We start from the raw sequence: 17,796 nt of genomic DNA, 5'->3' as shown, positions 1-17,796 counted from the left end.
CTCTCTCCACGGTCTCGTGTCGGGACCGGTCCCGGCGGCATGCGGGCACGGCTCGGTGCCGGGGCGGCCACGGTCGGTGGCCGCCCCGGTCTGGGGTGGGAAGGGATCTGTGTGCAGGGTGGTCAGCGCTGGGCGTGCTCGGCGTCGACGCGGGTGGTCACACCGGTCTCGACGATGGTGCGGCTGGCCTCGACCGAGGCGTAGGTCCACAGGATGCGCAGGGGCGCGGTGTCGGAGGCGTTGCGGAAGCGGTGCGGGACGCCGGAGTCGACGTAGGACGTGTCGAAGGTGGTGACCTCGTACTCCCGACCGTCGATCTCGACGATGGCGTCGCCCTCGAGGATGACGACGCTCTCGGGACAGTTGTGGGTGTGCAGGGGGATCCCCGCGCCGCCCTGGAACAGGGTCTGGCCGTTGAGGAAGACCGCGGCACCGCGGGCCGTGGTGACCAGGGGGATGGTCCTGACGCCGCCGCCGCGAGGGAAGGCCACCAGCTCGGCGGGACGCAGGACCGACGGAGGGAACGTGCCGCAGAAGGGGGCGTCGTCGCGCCCGGGCTGGTCGCCGGTCCTGTCGGGAGGGGAACCGGTCACGATTCCAGCGCCCCGATGACGGCGCGGGTCACGGCGTCGGTGCCGTCCTTCGGTGAGCCGCTGGGCAGGATGACGATGTCACCGCGGGCGAAACCGGTCCGGACCGCGGCCCGGATCCGGTCGCCGACCGGGCGCTCGCCGAGGTGGTCGGCGAGCATAGCGGCCGCGAGGATCTGCGAGACCGGGTTGGCCAGGTCGCGGCCCGCGATGGCCGGGGCGCTGCCGTGGATCGGCTCGAAGTAGGCGTGCGCGTCGCCGATGTTGCCACCCGGGCACATCCCCAGACCGCCGACGGTCGCGGCGGCGACGTCGGACAGGATGTCGCCGAGGAAGTTCTCCATCACGAGCACGTCGAAGTGCTCCGGGTCGACCACCAGGTCGTGACCGGCGGCGTCCGCGTAGCGGTGATCGGTCTGGACATCCGGGTACTCCTCGGCGATCTCGTCGAAGATTCGTCGGAAGAAGGCGAAGCTGCGCAGCACGTTCGCCTTGTCCACGCAGGTCACGCGGTGTACGCCGTCGGCGGGCGCGCCGGGCCTGCGGCGGGCGAGCTCGAAGGCGTAGCGCACGACCCGCTCGACCCCCTCCCGGGTCATCAGCAGCTGGTCGACCACCGCCCGCTCGTTGCCGACGCCGAGGCCGCGGGCCAGGTACAGGCCCTCGGTGTTCTCCCGGACGATCACATGGTCGATCCGGCGCTCGCCGCGCAGCGGACCGTCGACGCCGGGCAGGAGGCTGATGGGGCGCTCGTTGACATAGGTGTCGAGGCCTCCGCGCAGCAGGCCGCCGAGCAGACCACCCTCGGTCCCGTCCGGCCTGCGGACGCCGGGCAGCCCGACCGGTCCCTTGAGGATTCCGTCGTAGGAGCGCAACCGGTCGAACGTCTCGTCGCTGCACGCGGTCCCGGTGCGGCGGTAGGTGTCGGCCCCCGCGTCCTCGACGTGGAACCGCACCTCGACGCCGTCGCCCGCGGCGGCGGTGAGTACCTCCTGTGCGCTCCCCACGAGCTCGGGCCCGATGCCGTCGCCCGGGACCACCCCGATGTCGTATCCGCCGGTGTGCACTGCGACCTCCTCGCCACGGGGGCGTCGTCCGTCGGGTCGCGGCGATCCCGTGGACATCGTCCGCGACGGTGACGACTGTGCAGAGCGAATCAACTGTTGTCAACGTGCATGCATCAACGTTGACGTCATGCGTGACGGGCTCTACCGTCCGCCGGTACGGATCGACGGGAGGGCTGCTGTGATGACGGCATGACCGAGGCGCGGGACGGGACGGACGCGGAGCTGCTGACCGTCGACGAGGTCGCGGACCTGCTCGGGGTCCAGCGGCGTACGGTGTACGCCTATGTCAGTCGCGGTCAGCTGGCCCGGAACCAGCGTCCGGGCAGTAGGCAGAGCTGGTTTCGGCGCTCCGACATCGAGGCGATGGTCCGCGGCGACCGGGCTCAGCAGCCCGGCCGTGGTGCCCCGCGTGAGCGCACCGAGCTCACCTCGATCGTCGACGGCCGCCTGCTCTACCGCGGCCGCGACGCCGTCGACCTGGCCGGCGAGGTCGGGTTCGAGCAGGTCGCCGAGTGGTTGTGGACCGGGGTCGACGCCGCGCCCGCTCCGTGGCGTCAGATCGCGTCGGTGCCGGACGACGTCGCCGGGTTCGCGCTACCGCCCGGGCACCTCCCGTTGGACCGGCTCAAGCTCACGGTGAGCGGGCTCTCCGCAGCCGACCCGCTGCGGTTCGACCTGTCGACGGCCGGTGTCATCTCGGTGGCGCGCTCGTTGCTCGCCGGGCTCGCCCGGTGCCTGCCGGTGGCGCCCGGTGTGACCCTGCCGTCGGCGGACGCTCCGATCGCCGCCCAGCTGTGGTCCCGGCTCGCTCCCGGGAGATCCCGTCCGCGGGCCGTCGGTCTGCTCGACCGCGCGCTCGTCCTGGTGGCGGACCACGGGCTGGCGCCGTCCACCCGTGCCGCCCGGCTGGCCGCGTCGGTCGCGGCCGACCCGTACTCGGTCGTGCTGACCGGCATGGGTGTGGCGAGCGGGCTACGCCACGGTGGCTCGTCGACCGGTGTGCACAGCCTGCTGGAGGAGATCGCCGGTCCGGAGCGGGTCGCAGACGTGCTCGCCGGCAGGCTCGCGCTCGGTGGTGTGCTGCCCGGCTTCGGTCAGGCCCGCTACGAAGGGGCCGATCCACGCGCCGGCCACCTGCTCGACGAGCTGCTCGCCGACGACACGGCCGATCCGGTGCGGCGCCGCGTCGTGTGCGACGTCCTCGAACTCGTGGCCCGCCGCAGCGGTGAGTCCCCCAACGTCGAGTTCGCCCTCGGCGCTCTCTGTCACGTGCACGGGTTGGTCCACGGTGCGGGGGAGGTCCTGTTCCACCTCGGACGGTCGGCCGGGTGGCTCGCCCACGCGCTGGAGGAACGCGATGGTCGTACCTGACCAGGGCGCCCGCACCGCGCAGGGTCTGTCAGCCGATCGTCCCGGCCGCGTTCGTCGTGGTGACCGCGATGGTTAGCACGGTCGCTGCGCTGCTGATGCGGGAGATCGTCGGCCGGCAACTGCCGACCTGACCCCGCGGACGTGCGGAGCGAGCAGCGCTGCCGTGACCGAGGACGGCGGGTAGGGAGCCGACCGTCACAGCGTCATGTCGGCGCCTGATGCCCTGAACTGGGACTGGGCACCGAATGATGTCGTGGCCTCCTTCAAGGCCTCCAAGGGTGTCCACCGATGGTGCTGGATGGGCACCGTGTTCTGCATGACGTGCATGAATGGACGGCCTGCGCACGGGTGTTTCCACGACGGAAGAACTCGTAATGCATAGGTCTGGGGTTCGACTCCCCAGGCGGCTCCACACCAGCCAGTGACTCAGGATGCGCGACGGTCCTCCTGGCTGAACGCGACGAAATCAGACATCGCCGGTTGGTCCATCCCTGCTCCGCAGCTGACCGTCGCAGACTTCGTGTGTGACTCCGAGGATCCACCGAGTCGACGCTCTGACGGCCGTACCTCCACGATCCTCGTCGTCCGGGCGAGCGGCTGCTGTCCGGAGAAGGTCGAACCCGCCGGGGAAGCAGCAGGCTCCAGGTGGCGCGCCCCCGCCGAGGTGTCCCACGACACCGGTCCCCGGGCCTGTGGCTCAGGCGATCCCCGAGCGGGCGACGCCTGGCCGGGGCGTCTCCTCACAACCGATGACCTGTCCACTGCTGCGCTAACCGGACCAAGGCGGGTTGCGACATGCCGGATATCGCACTCGGCCATGAACCTCTGGAGCACACTGTGACCACGCAGCAGCCGTCGTTTCCGCCGCAGCCCCCGTTCCACCCGGGGCAGCCCCAGCCGTCCCCGCCGGGCTGGCAGGCGTGGCAGCAGTTCCAGGCGTGGCAGTCCAGGTGCAGGCCGAGCCGAAGGCGAGGTCAGCGGGCAGCCTCGCCACGGCCGGCGCGGCCTGCGGCCTGATCGGGCTGTTCCTGTTCGGCGTCGTCCTCGGCCCGATGGCATTCGTGCTCGGGTTGCTTGCCGCGAACCGGCTCGAGCCCGGGCAGCCGGGCCGGGGCAACGCCATCACCGCGATCGTGCTCGGCGTCGTCGACGTGTTCGCGTTCTTCACCATGCTCGGCTGAGCCGCACGCACACGCCCGCGGATCGGTGTCCGCCCTGTTCGCCGACGTCCACGAAGCGCCGACATCGTGTCCGACGACCGGTCCTCGCTGCGGCGGGCCCGAGCGGGACCACGCCGGCGTCTGCCCGTTCCGGGCCGGCTCACGCGGCCGGACCCACGGTGATCGTCGTGCGAGCCCGCCTCGTGCTCCCGACGGTCCGCGACCCATCACTCGATGGGGTGGTAACTGGCGTGGGTGGTGTGTCGTTGACGGTTCAGGTGCGCCGGTGTGGCGCCCGTTCCGAGCCCGATCTCGGAGGCACGGCCCCGGACCCGGCCGTCCTCTCGGGCCGACACGAGGAGTTCTCGTGTTCCACGGATTCAGCAAGAAGTTCCTGAACGACTCCATCGAGCGCAGCACCGACAACGCGATGGACCGCCGGCGGTTCCTGCGCGCGGCGGGTCTGACCGGAGCGGGGGTGGCCGGCCTCGGCGTCCTCGGCAGCGGTATCGCCTCGGCGAGCGAGGGCGGCCTGCTCGGCGGCCTCGGCCTGGGCGGGAGCGACAGCGAGGACGGCGGCGTCTCCGACGCCGCCGTACTGAACTTCGCCCTCAACCTCGAGTACCTGGAGGCCGAGTTCTACCTGCGCGCCGTCACGGGCAACGGTCTGAAGGACTCCCAGATCGACGGGAAGGGCGACCTGGGCGGCGTCACCGGGGGCTACAAGGTCTCGTTCGAGACCAAGCTCGGCCGCCAGTACGCCGAGGAGATCGCCCAGGACGAGCGGGCCCACGTCGACTTCCTGCGCGCGGCGCTCGGCGACGCGAAGGTCGCCCGGCCCGAGATCGACCTGCAGGAGGCGTTCACCGCCGCGGCGCAGGCGGCCGGGGTCGTGGGCAAGAACGAGACGTTCGACCCGTTCAAGGACGAGACCAGCTTCCTGCTGGGCGCCTTCATCTTCGAGGACGTCGGCGTGACCGCCTACAAGGGTGCGGCGCCGCTCGTGTCGAACAAGACCTTCCTGGAGGCCGCGGCCGGGATCCTCGCGGTCGAGGCCTACCACGCCGGCCTCGTGCGGACGCTGCTGCTGCAGAGCGGCGCCGCCGACACCGTCGGCAAGATCTCCGACGCTCGCGACTCGCTCGACGGCCCCTCCGACCTCGACCAGGGCATCGTCGACCGGTCGGGGAACGCGAACATCGTCCCGGCCGACGAGAACTCGATCGCCTTCTCCCGTACGCCCGGCCAGGTCCTGAACATCGTCTACCTCGACCCCCGCGCGGTGACCCGCGGTGGGTTCTTCCCGCAGGGCGTGAACGGTGACGTCGACACCAGCGACGCCAACGGCTGACCCTGCGCTCCGCCGTCGGCGGACACCGGCCTGACGCACGACGAACGGGGCCGGGCCACTCCCGCAGGTGGCCCGGCCCCGTTCTTCGTGTCCGGTGGTCCGGTCAGCCCCCGAGGCCCGCGGCCTGGTCGAGCACGCTCTTCTGCGCCTGCTCGGTAGAGGCCGAGGACCCCTGCTCGGTCGTCGAGTCGATCGAGTTGTCCTGGACGACGGACTGGCCGTCGCCGCCCTCGGAGTCCTCGTTGGCGAAGTCGCTCAGGCCGAGGACGTCGGAGACGTTGAACGCCGGGTTGAGCTGTGTGACCGGGGCGAAGCTGGAGTTGTCCTGCTCGGTGGAGGCGCCTTGCTCGCCCGAGACGGTGCCCTCGGTGGACTGGGTCTGCTCGCGGGTGGAGTCGCCCTCGTCGGCGAAGGCCATCCCGGCCACGCCGAGGGTCATCGGAACGGCCATCGCGGACGCGATGACGGTACGCATGGACTTGCGCATGTTTATTCTCCTTCATTCGGTGATGCACACCCGGGGGAGCGCCGGGGTGCTGATGTCGACGTTATCGGTTCATCCCCTCTCGGCATTCGCCGGAGTGGTGACGAGAATCGCGTGTCAGTGGTGAACGGACGGGGTTGAGACCATGGACAGTCGACTCCAGCAGGGCTTTGAGCAGCGGTTTCAGTAATCCGTGTGGAATCGGTGTTATGTTGCATTGTGCATCGGAGTGGCGATACACGATCGAGTGAAAACCGAATCGAGCGCCGTTGCGAACAAGCGCGGTGTCGTGTGGAAATGGCGGTCAGTGGCGTCTGAGAATAATCGCGGGGTCGGTGTCGCCACGGATCAGCGCCGTCGCCACCTCGCCGAGCGGGCGTCCGTTCCGGCGCGCATGACCGCGCAGCAGTTCGAACGCCGTACCCACGTCGACACCGGCGTGCGCCGCGAGCATCCCCTTCGCCTGCTCGACGACCACGCGGCTCGCCAGCGCCGTCCGGAGCTGGTCCAGCTCCGTCGCGGTGCGGTCCGATGCCGCGGAGCGGAGGAGCGCGACCGCGGCCGCCTCGGCGAACAGGCCCAGCACCTGCGGGTCGGGCCCGGCGTCCGCGGTCCCCAGCACGAGCAGCGCGCCGACGGTGTCCGGCCCGTGCCTCAGCGGGAACGCCCAGGCGGCGTCGACCCCGGCGGCGAGCGCCCGCGCGGCGAACACGAGCCACCGGGAACGCTCGCGGCCGAGGTCCGGACAGTGCACGGGACGACCGGTCCGGGCGCTCTCCCCACCGGGCCCCTGGCCGAACCCTGCGGCCAACGCCGCGCGCGGACCCGCGGGCCCGGCCGCCACGACCCCGCCGACCGCCCCGTCCGACAGCAGGGCCGCGCCGGCGGTGAGCCCGGCGAGGCGCTCGACCGATCCGACGAGGCCGGTCAGTACCGCCGCCGGGTCGCCGCTCCCAGCCTCGACGAGCCTGAGTACCGCCGCGCCGACCTCAGCTGAGTTCTCCATCGCACGGTGTTCGAAAGCTCCCGGTCATCCGGTTCCCCTTTCCCGCCGGACGCGTGCTCCGGGCGCCTCCGCGCAGTTCCACGATGTCACCGCGGCCCGGCCGAGCGGACCGCCGGTCGACGACGGCGAGCCCCAGACGTGCCGCGATGTCCTCGAGGGCACGGGCGCCGACACGGGCCCACATCGTGGACGACACGCCGTCGCCGTCCGCGATCGGGAGGGCTCCGGTCCAGCAGAGGCCGGGGTCGTGGTCGGTCTCGACCAGCAGGGTGCCCCCGGGCGCCGTGAGTGCGGCCGCGCGCGCCAGCAGCCGGACGGGATCCCCACCGACGCCGACGTTGCCGTCGAGGAGCAGGACGTGACGCCAGCGACCCTCCCGGGGGAGCGTGGCGAACACGTCCCGGTGCAGGACCGGCGCCCCCCGGCTCCGGCACAGCTCCACGGCGACGGCTGAGCTGTCGACCCCCCAGGCCACGACGCCGTGGTCGCGCAGCGCCCGTACGAGTCGGCCCGGTCCGCACCCGAGGTCCAGGGTCGGTCCGGTGCACCGCCGCACCACGTCGATGTCCGTGGGGTCGGGGCCGGCCCGCCAGCGCGCCGGATCGAGCAGCTGTACCGACCCGGTGGGGTGGCGGATCTCGAGGGCCTCCCCGCTCAGCAGGTCGTCGACGAGGGTGGCCCGCGGTGCGGGGCGCATCACCGGTCCCCGGTCAGCGCCGCGTGTGCCGAGCGGAGGACGTAGACCAGGGCGGACGTGCCGGCGAACACGGCGACCAGCAGGAGCCAGGCCGTGGCGTAGGGCTGCTGGTCGAAGCCGGTCGCGGCCAGATGGGTCTCCTCGCCCTGGCGGATGATGCCGGGGAGGAAGACGAGCAGCGTGAGCCCGGACGCCAGGAGCGGCAGCCGGACGTGGTTGACGATCGGGATCCGTCCGTGGCGGCGCAGCCGTCCGGAGACGGTGGTCAGCGCGCGGTCCACAGCGGAGTAGAGCGGGAACAGGACGACGTCGTGCACGAGGGCCACCCCGACGAACCAGACGAGGATGCGGAGCGCGGAGGGGTCGTCGAGCAGCAGCAGCGCTGCGTAGCCGGCCACCGCGAAGCCCGCGACGAGCAGGAGCAGGTGGCCCGGCCCGGCACCGTAGACGGTCGTGAAACGCGTCATCAGACCCTCCGGAACTCGATGGAGCGGACCCACTTCGTGCAGTGCACGCCGGGGGTGGAGGGGGTGATGATCCGAGCGGGGAAGCCGTGGTCGAGCGACAGGTCGTGGCCGTCCACCCGTAGGGCCAGCAGGCTGTCGGGGTGGAGCACCCGGGCCCCCGGCACCGCCGCCCGGCCGAACCCGCCCGGGTCGAAGGAGGTCACCACCGCCGACGCCGGGGTGGGGACGCCCGCCAGCGCGGCCAGGTCCCGCAGCCGCACCCCGGTCCACGTGCGCACGGCCGACCAGCCCTCCACGCACGCCAGCGGCAGGGTCGCGGTGTGCAGCGGCAGCTCCGCACCGCCGTCGAGGAGCCGGGCCCGGTCGAGGACGACCGGTGCCGGGCCGCCGGCGAGCTCCAGACGCCAGACCTCCGGGTCGACGGCGGACCGGTCGATCCCCGCCGCGGCCGCGGTCCGGTTGATCGGGAAGTCGTTGCCGGGAGGGCCGTCCGGCACCCGTCCCCGCGGCAGCAGGAACGCGAGCGGACGCAGCGGCTCCACGGTCTGCCCGACCGTGAGCGCGGCGATCAGCAGTGAGCCGCCGCCCACCACGGCCAGGGCGCCCCGCCTGCTCATGGTCGGTTCGGCCGGGCGTTCCGCGACGAGATCGCCGCCGGTCTCCTCCGGACGTGTCCGGGACAGCGGTGTGCGCAGCTCGGCCCGCAGCGACCGGGACCGCAGGGCGCGGACCGCCGCGGGGAGCTTCAGGACCACGTGGACGGCGAAGGCCGCCATGAACACCCAGGCACCCAGGTAGTGCGCGGTGTAGAAGCTGAAGCCGAACACGTAGTCGTACTGGATGTTGAGAATACCGGTGACGCTCTCGAACAGGATGCTCCCCACCAGCAGCAGCAGCGACAGCCGCTCCAGCAGGTGGGCGACGCTGCGGACCGGCGGGAACACGAACAGGGCCGGCAGGACCGACCACAGCTTCGCCAGCACGACCGGGATCAGGACGAGTCCGAGTCCGACATGGACGCCCTGGGTGAGCCGGAACAGCCACGGCGGGTCCGACGGGAACACGATGCCGGGTGGGCGCAGCAGCCCGACGTCGCCCGGAATCTGCTGGCCGGGGCCGTAGGCGACGTAGTCGAGCAGCCCGGTCACCGCGACGACCGGAAGCCCCACCAGCAGCACCACACCGAGGACGGCGGTGAGCCACGGACCCCGGATGGGGCTGCGGAAGCGGGGACCCGGTGGACGGGCCCCTCGGGGCGGTGGGGCGGTGCCCGTCTCGGTCATACCGGCTCCTTCGTCGTGGACGGAGCCGAACGTAGGGAGCGGATGCCCGGGGGTGGGGGCTTCGCCGGGGTCCGTAAGAAACCCCTAACAACTGGCCGCCGGGCAGTTCTTACCGATCGGTGACGGATCCCCCGGGATCACCGCGCGACGGCCTAGGGTCACCGCGGTGGCTGCCGCGCGGGTCCTGCTCGTGGAGGACGACGAGAACGTCCGGGAGGTCGTCCGGCGCTACCTCGGCGACGGTGGGCACGAGGTGCTCGAGGCCGCGGACGGTGTGACCGGTCTGCGGACGGCGCTGGAGCGGGCGCCCGATGTGGTCGTCCTCGACCTCATGCTGCCCGGCCGGCACGGCCTGTCGGTCTGCCGGGAGCTGAAGGCGCAGCGGCCGGACCTCCCGGTCGTGCTGCTCACCGCGCTCGGCGAGGAGCACGACCGCGTCCGCGGGCTCGAGCTCGGCGCCGACGACTACGTCACCAAGCCGTTCAGCCCGCGCGAGCTGACCCTGCGGGTCGCCTCCGTGCTCCGCAGGGCCGCCCCGGCGGTGGGCTCCGGCATCCTCGTCGACGGCGACCTGCACCTGGACCGCGGCGCCCGCCGGGCCGTCCTCGCCGGTGCACCGTTGAGCCTGACCGGTCGCGAGTACGACCTGCTCGAGTACCTGCTGCTGCATCCGGGCCGGGCCTTCACCCGGCCCGAGCTGCTGGCCGGTGTCTGGGGATGGGAGTTCGGTGACCAGTCCACGGTCACCGTCCACGTGCGACGGCTCCGGGAGAAGGTCGAACGCGACCCGACCCGTCCCCGCCGGATCGCCACGGTCTGGGGCGTCGGCTATCGCTACGACCGGACGGCGTCACCGTGCTGAGCGAGGTCCTGCTGGCCGCGCTGCCCGCCGTCCTCATCACGCTGGCGGTGACCGGGCTCGGTGTGGCGCTGCTGCAGCGGCTCCGGCGCCGTTCCCTGTCCGCGGCGACGGCGGCGCTGGTGATCCTGCCCCTGGTCGCCGCGTTCTCCGGCGTCCTCGTCGTGTCCGGGTTCATGTACACGCCCCAGCTGCTGGGGACCCTCGTCGCCTGTCTGGTCGCCGCGGTCGTGACCGTGCCCGCCGCTCTGCTGCTGGGCCGCACCCTGGCCCGCGAGGCGTTGTGGCAGCACGAGGCGCGCGCCGCCGAGCGACAGGCCGAGCAGTCCCGCCGGGACCTGGTGGCCGGGATGAGCCACGACCTCCGCTCGCCGCTGGCCGGGGTCCGCGCGATGACCGACGCCGTGCTCGACCAGGTGGTCAGCGACCCGGCCGAGGTCCGTGAGTACGTCAGCCGGATCCGCCACGAGACCCTGCGGATGTCGGGCATGGTCGACGACCTGTTCCAGCTCTCGCGGGCCACCTCCGGAACCCTGCAGCTCAACCTGCAACGCGTGTCCCTGGCCGAGGTGGCCTCCGAGGCCGTCGCCGCCGGGGCGGAGGTCGCGCGGGCCGCCGGGGTCACTGTGGATGCCGACCGGCCCGGGGACTGGCCGCACGCCCTGGGCAGCGAGACCGACCTGCTCCGGGTCCTGGGCAACCTGCTCGGCAACGCCGTCCGGCACACCCCGGCCGGCGGCTCCGTCCTGCTCACCGCAGGTGCGGCGGAGGGTACGGTGTGGATCCGTGTCGAGGACGGCTGCGGCGGCATCCCCGACGCCGAGCTCCCCCGCATCTTCGAGGTCGGGTTCCGCGGGACCGGCGCCCGCACGCCCACCGATCGGGCCGGAGCGGGACTGGGCCTCGCGGTCGCCCGTGGCCTCGTGCACGCCCAGGGCGGCAGCCTCTCGATCGCCAACCACGGGCCCGGGTGCCGGGCGGAGATCCGGCTGTCGCCGCCCGACGCGACCGGTGCGCGACCGCAGGCCCCGGCTCACGCGGGCGACCCGAGATCCCGTCGCTGCTGACCTTCGATTGTTGGCCGGCCGGTCCGGGTGCACCCCTGCTCGTCCGGGCCCTCCGGCCCGACGGGGCCGCATCCTGACCGGCGGTCCCGCCGGACGGCGTCGAGGTCCGCGACCGATTGCGCGGCCGATCCGGGTTGGCCCGTACGCGTCCTAGCCTCGTCCCCACGGCCGACGCGACCGGCGGGCCGCGCGTACCCGAACACCCTGGAGCACACCTGATGATCACCGTGTCCGACCATCGGGCCGCGAACCGGTTCGAGGCCCACGAGGGCGAGACGCTCGCAGGGTTCGCCACCTACACCCGCACCGCTGAGCTCGTCGCCTTCCTCCACACCGAGGTCGACCCGGCGTTCGAGGGCCGCGGGGTGGGCTCCGTGCTGGCCCGCGGCGCGATCGAGGCGGTGCAGGCCGAGGGCCTGCGGGTACTCGCGGTGTGCCCCTTCGTCTCCGGTTGGCTGGCCCGCCACCCCCAGTACTCCCACCTGGAGTACCGCTCCAGCAGCCGGGTCACGGACTGACCGCATCGAAGGGGTCCCCGCGGCGCGCGTCCCCTGCGGTTGACCCGGCCGCGACGGCACGGAGTGCACTGTGGTCGTCCGCCGGGAACGAGGAGATGCCGGTATGGGTGACCGTCGAACCAGTCACCGTCCTTCCGCCTGGATCGCGGGGGCGGCCGCGCTGGCGCTGCTCGCCCTCCTGATCCCGGCCGCGGTCGCCGAGGCCCGGGAGCCGGCGGGCGGTCAGGACCGGCCCGGCAGCTACTCGAGCTCCGAGGGCCGGGTCGCCTACCAGGTCCACCTGCCGCCGTCCTGGCGGGCGGACCGGCCGATGCCGGTCGTCGTCGCCGTGCACGGCTGCGGCATGACCGGGTCCGGGCTGAACTCGATGCGGGCCATGACCCGGTTCGACGACCTGGCCGACGCCGAGGGGTTCATCGTCGTCTACCCGACCCAGTCGATCCTGCGGAACGTGCAGCTGTGCTGGAACTCGTTGTCGCCCGAGCACCAGCAGCGGGGCCGGGGTGAGCCCGAGCTGCTGGCCGGTGCGATCCGCCAGGTCGTGGCCACCTACGGGGCGGACCCGGCCCGGGTGCACGTGGCCGGGGCGTCATCGGGTGCGGGTACAGCGGTGATCCTGGGTGTCACCTACCCCGACCTGGTCGCGACCGTGACGTCGGTGGCGGGCGGGGAGTACCGGTTCCACCGGTTCGCGGAGGACCCTGCGCTGACGCCGGTCGACACGGCCCGTCTCGCGCCGGCCGAGATGGGCCCGCGGGCCCGGCAGGTCCCGTTGCTCGTGGTGCAGGGCGATCAGGACGAGGTGGTGCGCCCGTTCATGGCCGAGCGCCTGGTGGCGCAGTGGCGGGCCCTCGGTGGGCTCATCGCCACCGGGCGGCCCGACGCAGGCGCCGCCCCCGACTCGGTCGCACGCGTCGAGCCGCCCGGTGGCCACGCCTGGACCCGCACCAGCTACCGCGACCGCGACCGCGGCCGGGCGGCCGTCGACTCCTACCTGGTGGAGGGGATGGGGCACTCCTGGTCGGGGCCCCGGGCCGACGGCCTGTTCGCCGACCGGGCCGGGCCCGACCTGTCGGCCATCATGTGGGAGTTCGCCTCGGCGAGGCCCAGGGAGTGACGGCGGTGCCGCCCGTGGCCCCGGTGCCTCAGCCGGTGTCGTGCGGGATCGTGAACGGTGCGGTGATCCCACCGTCGACGGGCAGCGCCACCCCGGTCACGTAACGGGCCTCCTCGGAGGCGAGCCACACGACGGCGTTGCTGATGTCGACCGGGTCCACGAACGGGATCGGCAGTGCGTGCATCGTCTTCATGGCCTGGGCGGCCATGGCCCGGTCGGCGCCGGGCGCGCCCCCGGTGAACAGGCTGTGGATCGCCGGGTTCTGGATCATGTCGGTGTCGACGTGGGTGGGGTGCACGGTGTTGACCCGGATGCTGTGCGGGGCGAGCTCGACCGCGAGCACCTTCATCAGGCCCACCAGGCCGTGCTTGGCCGCGCAGTAGTGGGCGAGGTTCGGGAACCCCATCAGCCCGGCGACGGAGCTGGTGAGCACGACCGCCCCGCCGCGGCCGCCGTCGACGATCGCGGGCGCGGCGGCGCGGACGGTCTTCCACGCCCCGGTGAGGTTGATGTCGATCATCTCCTGCCAGGCGTCCTCGGCCATCTCCAGCGCGGGCGCATAGCTCGCGATGCCGGCGTTGGCCACGACGATGTCGAGGCGGCCGAGCTCGGCGACGGTGTCGGTCACCGCAGCCTGCAGCGCGGACAGGTCGCGGACGTCGGCGCGGACCGCCAGGACCCGCCGGTCGAGCTCCTCGACGAGCTTCACCGTCTGTTCGAGGTCCGCCGGCTCGGCGGTCGGGTACGGCGCCGTGGCGACCGGGGCGCAGTGGTCGACGAGGACGATGTCGGCGCCCTCCTCGGCGAGGCGGACGGCGTGCGACCGTCCCTGCCCGCGCGCTCCGCCGGTGATCAGCGCGACCTTCCCGGCCAGACGGCCGCCGGATGCTGCGCTCACGGCAGGACCCGGTCGATCTCGGGCGCGAGCAGCTCGGCGGCACGGGCGGCGGTGATGACGTCGACCGGGTCCGGCTCGATGATCTCGCGGGACGCCCCGTCCTCGTAGACGTGCTCGCCGATGAGCCGGGAGCGCTCGTCGTAGGGCCAGACGAAGGCGAGGGTGCGGCGCAGCAGGTACATCTCGCCCGGGTCGCCGGCCCGGATGTCGGAGAAGGCGCTCTCGCCGAGCATCGGCGCGGGGACGAACGCGTTGAAGACGACCTCGCCGGAGAAGCCGTGGTCGTTGACCGCGATGTCCTGGTCGGCCACCCACATGACGAGCGCGTTCGCGGCCACCAGCGACTCGTAGAACCCGAGGACCTGCTCCATGCCGTCGAGGACGATCGACTGGCCGCCTTCGTGCAGTCGGTACTGCGGGTGCTCGACGGTCATGTCCGGGGCGAGGAGCTCGTGGTAGCGCCCGGCGACCTCCAGCAGTCCGTGCCGCCGGTAGTTCTTGAGGATCGCGCGGTGGCGCGGGTTGTCGATGCTCTCGAGCTGCTTCTCCAGCCCGGCGAACATCGTCACGAACTCCTGTTCGTAGCGGCTCATGGGTACTCCTCCGTCGGTGGTGGGACGGGACGGAGCCTCGCCGGGGGCGGCCGGGTGCGTCCATGACATGTCCCGGCCCGGCCGTGAACCATCCGGTTATCACCGCAGCTCCGTGCTCCTTGCCGACGGTGTCGTGGGACACTGCGTCACGGAGGGAGTCGACGTGGACCTCAACCTGCACCTCGTGCGGTATCTCGTGGCCGTCGTCGACGAGGGGCACCTCGGTCGGGCGGCGGCCCGGCTGTACGTCAGCGGGCCCGCGCTGAGCAAGCAGATCCGGACGCTGGAGCACAAGCTCGGCGTCGAGCTGCTCGACCGCAGCACGCACCCCCTCGTCCCCACCGAGGCGGGCCGCCGGTTCCTCGCCGAGGCCCGCGTGGCCCTCGACGCCGCGGACCGGGCCGTCGCGGCGGTCGAGGCACACCGGCGCGCCGCCGCCGGCGTCGTCCGCCTCGGGTTCATGACCGCGGCGACCGGTACCCACACCCGGCGCATCGTCGAGCTGGTCCAGCGCGACGTCCCCGCCGCGTCCGTCCAGCTCGTGCAGCTGCCGTGGCCCGACCAGGCCGACGCCGTCCGCGCCGGGACCGTCGACGCCTCGCTCGTCCGGCCGCCCGTGGCCGACACCGACGGGCTCCGGCTCGACGTGGTCCGGCTCGAACCCCGCGTCGTCGCGCTCCCGCGCGGCCACCGGCTGGCGGCCCGCGCCGTCGTCGAGCTGGCCGACCTCGACGGCGAACCCCACGCGAACGACGACCGGACCGACGAGCAGTGGGTGCGCTGGTGGGCCTGCGACCCGCGGCCCAGCGGCGTCCCCGTCACCTACGGGCCCACCGTGCACACCATGGACGAGCTGCTGGAGGTCGTCGCCGCCGGTGCGGCCGTCGCGATCACCGGGAGATCCGTGGTCGACAGCGTCCGGCACCCGGAGGTCGTCTTCGTCCCGATCGCCGACGTCGAGCCCTGCCCGATCTCACTCTGCACCCGCAGCGCGGACCGGTCGCCGCTGGTCGAGGCGCTCCGCCGGGCGGTGCACGCGGTCCGGACGGCGATCGAGGCCGAGGCGCTCGTCGACGGCTGAGCGGCGCCGGGGCCATCTCGGGCGACGAGCGCGGGGGAGGCGGGGTCGCCAGGCGCCGCCGCCGGCCGGGAGCTCGCAGACCCCGCCCGTCCCGGTGCCGCGCCGCGGCATGTGGGCATCCGCGGCGACCAGGGACGAAGGGTCGGTCCGGCTCGATGGACAGGCGAATCGTCGGTACGGCGGGGACAGGGGCATGCGTGCTCGGCCGGGGTCAGGCGAGCGACAGGAACAGGCGCTCCATCTCGGCCATGTCGACCGACTGCTCGCCCTCGGCGCTCTCGGTCACGCACTGCCGGAGCCCGGTGGCGATGATCTTGAAGCCGGCCTTGTCGAGGGCGCGGGACGCCGCCGCCAGCTGGGTCACGACGTCCTTGCAGTCGCGGCCGTCCTCGATCATGCGGATGACGCCGGCGATCTGACCCTCCACGCGACGCAGGCGGCTGACCACGTCGGTGAGTTCTGTGGCTTTGACCTGCATGGAGGCTCCCTCGTCTCGTGCCGGCCCGCGGGCGGCGTGGTCCCTGTGTGGACCACGGTACCCCCAGGGGTACCTCGGCGGATGTCATCCCGGCACAGGTGCTCAGTGCAACAGCGTGAGCAGTCCTTCGAGTCCGCGGTGGAACGCGTCGCCGACGTGGGTCGTCCCGTCGATGTCGGCGCCGGACATCGCCCCGTCGCGCATCATCAGGAAGTGCTGGGCCGCGTGGTCCGGCCGCCCGCGTCGCGGCGAGGAGCCGAAGACCTGCGCGAACAGGTCGGTGAGGGTGGCGACGTACCAGGCGCGGTGCTCGGCGACGACCCGGCGGACGGGGTCCTCGGGATCGGGGAACTCGGCGGCGGCCTTCAGGAACGCGCATCCCCGGAATTCCGGCCGGGACAGGTCGTCGACCAGGGCGGTGCCGATCGCGCGGACGGCGCCGTCCGGGGTGGCCGCGGACCCGGCGGCCTCCTGCAGGGCGGCGCGGGTGTGGGCGTCGACGCCGCGCAGGTAGGCGACGACGAGCGCCTCCTTCGACGGGAAGTGCCGGTAGAACGTGGCGCGCGTCGTCGGGGTCTCGGCGACGATCCGCTCGACCCCGACCGCCCGGATGCCCTCGCGGTAGAACAGCCCGCCGGCCGTCGCGAGCAGCCGCTCACGCGCCTCGGATCGCCCCGGACCGGTCGACGCCGGGGCAGTGCCGGTGCTGTCCGCGGTGGTGTCGGACGTCGTGCGGATCACCTGTGCAGGCTAGCAGAAAGAACGATCGGTCTTGCAGATCGTGATGCCCACTGCCATGCTCCACATAGCAAGGAAGAACGGTCTTTCTACTTGGAGGCGTCATGGCCGGCACCCACACCACCGACCGGACGGCGAACGGTCCGTCCTCCGCGCAGGGCGACGCGCCCGCCCTGCGGCGGCTCTACCTGGTGCGTTCCGGGTTCGCGTCGGTCTGGGCGGTCCTGCTGTTCCTGAACGCGTCGGACATCGGCCCGTCGACCGCGGCGCTGCTCGTGCTCTACCCGCTGTTCGACGTGGCCGCCGCCGTGGTCGACGCCCGCTCGTCCCGGGCGACCGGAGCGGCCCCGGGCCTGTACGTCAACGTCGTCCTGAGTGCGCTCGCCGCGGCCGGACTCGCCGTCGCCCTCGCCTCGGGCGTGCCGGCGGTGCTGCGGGTGTGGGGCGCCTGGGCGGTCGTCGCGGGGATCGTGCAGCTCGTCGTCGCGCTGCGGCGCCGACGGCTGGGCGGGCAGGGCGCGATGATCGCCAGCGGGTCCCTGTCGGTGGTCGCGGGCACCTCGTTCGTCGTCATGGCGTCGGGTGCGGGGGCGTCGCTGTCGGGTGTCGCCGGCTACGCCCTGCTGGGCGGCGTCTTCTTCCTCGCCTCGGCGCTGCGGCTCGGCCGCGTGGCGGGGAGCCGCTGACCGGGTCCCCGGCGACCACGACGTCGAGCGGGCCGGAGCCGACGAGGAGAACCGTCGGTGTGTCTGATGCCGACGACCGGGACGACCCGGTCGCTCTCGGTCGTCCCGGCCGTCGGCGGGCTGCTGGTCTCGCGCCGGACGCGGACGCCCGCCGCCTGATCCGCCCGGTGCGCCCGGGCTGCCGTCGGTCCGCCCCGGCGTGTGCGCGGAGGAGGCCGTCGGGGCGCTGGTGACGCCCGCGTGACGGTGTCACACCCGACGAACGGGCCGTCCGCGTTAGACTCG

Annotated in this window: 20 protein-coding genes; 9 read left to right on the top strand and 11 right to left on the bottom strand. The window is 73.0% G+C overall.

The window, feature by feature from the left end; all coding sequences use genetic code 11:
* Nucleotides 1-122 precede the first annotated feature (122 nt).
* Together ATL51_RS15515 and ATL51_RS15510 are read right to left on the bottom strand one after the other, a co-directional pair.
* Nucleotides 123-593, bottom strand: a complete 471-nt coding sequence (locus ATL51_RS15515) for a cupin domain-containing protein (RefSeq protein ID WP_100879009.1) — start codon at nt 591-593, stop codon at nt 123-125.
* Complete coding sequence (locus ATL51_RS15510) at nt 590-1,657, bottom strand: isocitrate/isopropylmalate dehydrogenase family protein (RefSeq protein WP_301549041.1); 1,068 nt, start codon at nt 1,655-1,657, stop codon at nt 590-592. The genes ATL51_RS15515 and ATL51_RS15510 overlap by 4 nt, the downstream gene beginning before the upstream one ends.
* 189 nt (nt 1,658-1,846) lie before the next feature.
* Between ATL51_RS15510 and ATL51_RS15505 the strand changes: the two genes are divergently transcribed.
* The 3 genes from ATL51_RS15505 (at nt 1,847) to ATL51_RS15495 (ending at nt 5,539) form a co-directional block, all read left to right on the top strand.
* Entirely contained in the window at nt 1,847-3,028 is a 1,182-nt protein-coding gene (locus tag ATL51_RS15505) for a citrate/2-methylcitrate synthase (protein WP_100879007.1), read from the top strand.
* 938 nt (nt 3,029-3,966) lie between these two features.
* Nucleotides 3,967-4,209 carry a DUF4190 domain-containing protein gene (locus ATL51_RS15500; RefSeq protein ID WP_157818377.1) on the top strand — a complete coding sequence of 81 codons (243 nt, stop codon included), beginning with the start codon at nt 3,967-3,969 and terminating at the stop codon, nt 4,207-4,209.
* A 346-nt stretch (nt 4,210-4,555) separates the two neighbouring features.
* Nucleotides 4,556-5,539 (top strand): ferritin-like domain-containing protein, encoded by a 984-nt coding sequence (locus tag ATL51_RS15495; RefSeq protein ID WP_301549040.1) that lies wholly within the window; start codon nt 4,556-4,558, stop codon nt 5,537-5,539.
* Nucleotides 5,540-5,642: 103 nt separating this feature from the next.
* Here ATL51_RS15495 and ATL51_RS15490 read toward each other — a convergent pair whose 3' ends face one another.
* The 5 genes from ATL51_RS15490 to ATL51_RS15470 form a co-directional block, all read right to left on the bottom strand.
* Nucleotides 5,643-6,026, bottom strand: a complete 384-nt coding sequence (locus ATL51_RS15490) for a hypothetical protein (protein WP_100879005.1) — start codon at nt 6,024-6,026, stop codon at nt 5,643-5,645.
* A gap of 301 nt (nt 6,027-6,327) precedes the next feature.
* Nucleotides 6,328-7,029, bottom strand: coding sequence for a GAF and ANTAR domain-containing protein (locus ATL51_RS15485; protein WP_100879004.1), 702 nt, complete (start codon nt 7,027-7,029; stop codon nt 6,328-6,330).
* Nucleotides 7,013-7,726 (bottom strand): class I SAM-dependent methyltransferase, encoded by a 714-nt coding sequence (locus tag ATL51_RS15480; RefSeq protein ID WP_100880735.1) that lies wholly within the window; start codon nt 7,724-7,726, stop codon nt 7,013-7,015. The genes ATL51_RS15485 and ATL51_RS15480 overlap by 17 nt, the downstream gene beginning before the upstream one ends.
* The gene (locus ATL51_RS15475) at nt 7,726-8,193 is read right to left on the bottom strand and encodes a hypothetical protein (RefSeq protein WP_100879003.1); all 468 of its coding nucleotides are present in this window, start codon (nt 8,191-8,193) and stop codon (nt 7,726-7,728) included. The genes ATL51_RS15480 and ATL51_RS15475 overlap by 1 nt, the downstream gene beginning before the upstream one ends.
* Nucleotides 8,193-9,476, bottom strand: a complete 1,284-nt coding sequence (locus ATL51_RS15470; RefSeq protein WP_100879002.1) for a molybdopterin-dependent oxidoreductase — start codon at nt 9,474-9,476, stop codon at nt 8,193-8,195. Before ATL51_RS15470 ends, ATL51_RS15475 begins: the two co-directional genes overlap by 1 nt.
* 166 nt (nt 9,477-9,642) lie before the next feature.
* Between ATL51_RS15470 and ATL51_RS15465 the strand changes: the two genes are divergently transcribed.
* The 4 genes from ATL51_RS15465 to ATL51_RS15450 all read left to right on the top strand — a co-directional run bounded on the left by ATL51_RS15465 (nt 9,643) and on the right by ATL51_RS15450 (nt 13,037).
* On the top strand, nt 9,643-10,338 hold the full coding sequence (locus ATL51_RS15465) for a response regulator transcription factor (RefSeq protein WP_208622997.1): 696 nt from the start codon (nt 9,643-9,645) through the stop codon (nt 10,336-10,338).
* Nucleotides 10,332-11,402 (top strand): sensor histidine kinase, encoded by a 1,071-nt coding sequence (locus tag ATL51_RS15460; protein WP_100879000.1) that lies wholly within the window; start codon nt 10,332-10,334, stop codon nt 11,400-11,402. Before ATL51_RS15465 ends, ATL51_RS15460 begins: the two co-directional genes overlap by 7 nt.
* Before the next feature lie 218 nt (nt 11,403-11,620).
* Entirely contained in the window at nt 11,621-11,920 is a 300-nt protein-coding gene (locus tag ATL51_RS15455) for a GNAT family N-acetyltransferase (RefSeq protein WP_208622996.1), read from the top strand.
* 103 nt (nt 11,921-12,023) lie between these two features.
* Nucleotides 12,024-13,037, top strand: coding sequence for an extracellular catalytic domain type 1 short-chain-length polyhydroxyalkanoate depolymerase (locus ATL51_RS15450; RefSeq protein WP_100878999.1), 1,014 nt, complete (start codon nt 12,024-12,026; stop codon nt 13,035-13,037).
* A gap of 28 nt (nt 13,038-13,065) precedes the next feature.
* Here the strand turns inward: ATL51_RS15450 and ATL51_RS15445 are convergent, their stop codons facing one another.
* Entirely contained in the window at nt 13,066-13,935 is an 870-nt protein-coding gene (locus tag ATL51_RS15445) for a mycofactocin-coupled SDR family oxidoreductase (protein ID WP_100878998.1), read from the bottom strand.
* Complete coding sequence (locus ATL51_RS15440) at nt 13,932-14,528, bottom strand: hypothetical protein (protein WP_100878997.1); 597 nt, start codon at nt 14,526-14,528, stop codon at nt 13,932-13,934. Before ATL51_RS15440 ends, ATL51_RS15445 begins: the two co-directional genes overlap by 4 nt.
* A 163-nt stretch (nt 14,529-14,691) precedes the next feature.
* On the opposite strand from ATL51_RS15440, the gene ATL51_RS15435 reads away from it, so the two are divergent.
* The gene (locus ATL51_RS15435; RefSeq protein WP_208622995.1) at nt 14,692-15,609 is read left to right on the top strand and encodes a LysR family transcriptional regulator; all 918 of its coding nucleotides are present in this window, start codon (nt 14,692-14,694) and stop codon (nt 15,607-15,609) included.
* 211 nt (nt 15,610-15,820) lie between these two features.
* Here the strand turns inward: ATL51_RS15435 and ATL51_RS15430 are convergent, their stop codons facing one another.
* Nucleotides 15,821-16,087, bottom strand: a complete 267-nt coding sequence (locus ATL51_RS15430; RefSeq protein ID WP_073576004.1) for a metal-sensitive transcriptional regulator — start codon at nt 16,085-16,087, stop codon at nt 15,821-15,823.
* Nucleotides 16,088-16,189: 102 nt separating this feature from the next.
* Complete coding sequence (locus ATL51_RS15425) at nt 16,190-16,828, bottom strand: TetR/AcrR family transcriptional regulator (RefSeq protein ID WP_301549039.1); 639 nt, start codon at nt 16,826-16,828, stop codon at nt 16,190-16,192.
* A gap of 101 nt (nt 16,829-16,929) precedes the next feature.
* Between ATL51_RS15425 and ATL51_RS15420 the strand changes: the two genes are divergently transcribed.
* Nucleotides 16,930-17,511 carry a hypothetical protein gene (locus ATL51_RS15420; protein WP_100878995.1) on the top strand — a complete coding sequence of 194 codons (582 nt, stop codon included), beginning with the start codon at nt 16,930-16,932 and terminating at the stop codon, nt 17,509-17,511.
* Nucleotides 17,512-17,796 lie beyond the last annotated feature (285 nt).

The organism is Pseudonocardia alni, assembly GCF_002813375.1.
Taxonomy (GTDB): Bacteria; Actinomycetota; Actinomycetes; order Mycobacteriales; family Pseudonocardiaceae; genus Pseudonocardia; species Pseudonocardia alni.
This window is presented reverse-complemented; position numbering and strand designations above follow the sequence as displayed.

What these genes read in the sequence shown, in the direction of transcription:
- ATL51_RS15505 (WP_100879007.1), top strand. Translation starts at nt 1,847, where the DNA reads ATGACCGAGGCGCGGGACGGGACGGACGCGGAGCTGCTGACCGTCGAC.
- ATL51_RS15430 (WP_073576004.1), bottom strand. Translation starts at nt 16,087, where the DNA reads ATGCAGGTCAAAGCCACAGAACTCACCGACGTGGTCAGCCGCCTGCGT.
- ATL51_RS15480 (WP_100880735.1), bottom strand. Translation starts at nt 7,726, where the DNA reads ATGCGCCCCGCACCGCGGGCCACCCTCGTCGACGACCTGCTGAGCGGG.
- ATL51_RS15485 (WP_100879004.1), bottom strand. Translation starts at nt 7,029, where the DNA reads ATGGAGAACTCAGCTGAGGTCGGCGCGGCGGTACTCAGGCTCGTCGAG.
- ATL51_RS15470 (WP_100879002.1), bottom strand. Translation starts at nt 9,476, where the DNA reads ATGACCGAGACGGGCACCGCCCCACCGCCCCGAGGGGCCCGTCCACCG.
- ATL51_RS15475 (WP_100879003.1), bottom strand. Translation starts at nt 8,193, where the DNA reads ATGACGCGTTTCACGACCGTCTACGGTGCCGGGCCGGGCCACCTGCTC.
- ATL51_RS15440 (WP_100878997.1), bottom strand. Translation starts at nt 14,528, where the DNA reads ATGAGCCGCTACGAACAGGAGTTCGTGACGATGTTCGCCGGGCTGGAG.
- ATL51_RS15420 (WP_100878995.1), top strand. Translation starts at nt 16,930, where the DNA reads ATGGCCGGCACCCACACCACCGACCGGACGGCGAACGGTCCGTCCTCC.
- ATL51_RS15490 (WP_100879005.1), bottom strand. Translation starts at nt 6,026, where the DNA reads ATGCGCAAGTCCATGCGTACCGTCATCGCGTCCGCGATGGCCGTTCCG.
- ATL51_RS15455 (WP_208622996.1), top strand. Translation starts at nt 11,621, where the DNA reads ATGATCACCGTGTCCGACCATCGGGCCGCGAACCGGTTCGAGGCCCAC.
- ATL51_RS15450 (WP_100878999.1), top strand. Translation starts at nt 12,024, where the DNA reads ATGGGTGACCGTCGAACCAGTCACCGTCCTTCCGCCTGGATCGCGGGG.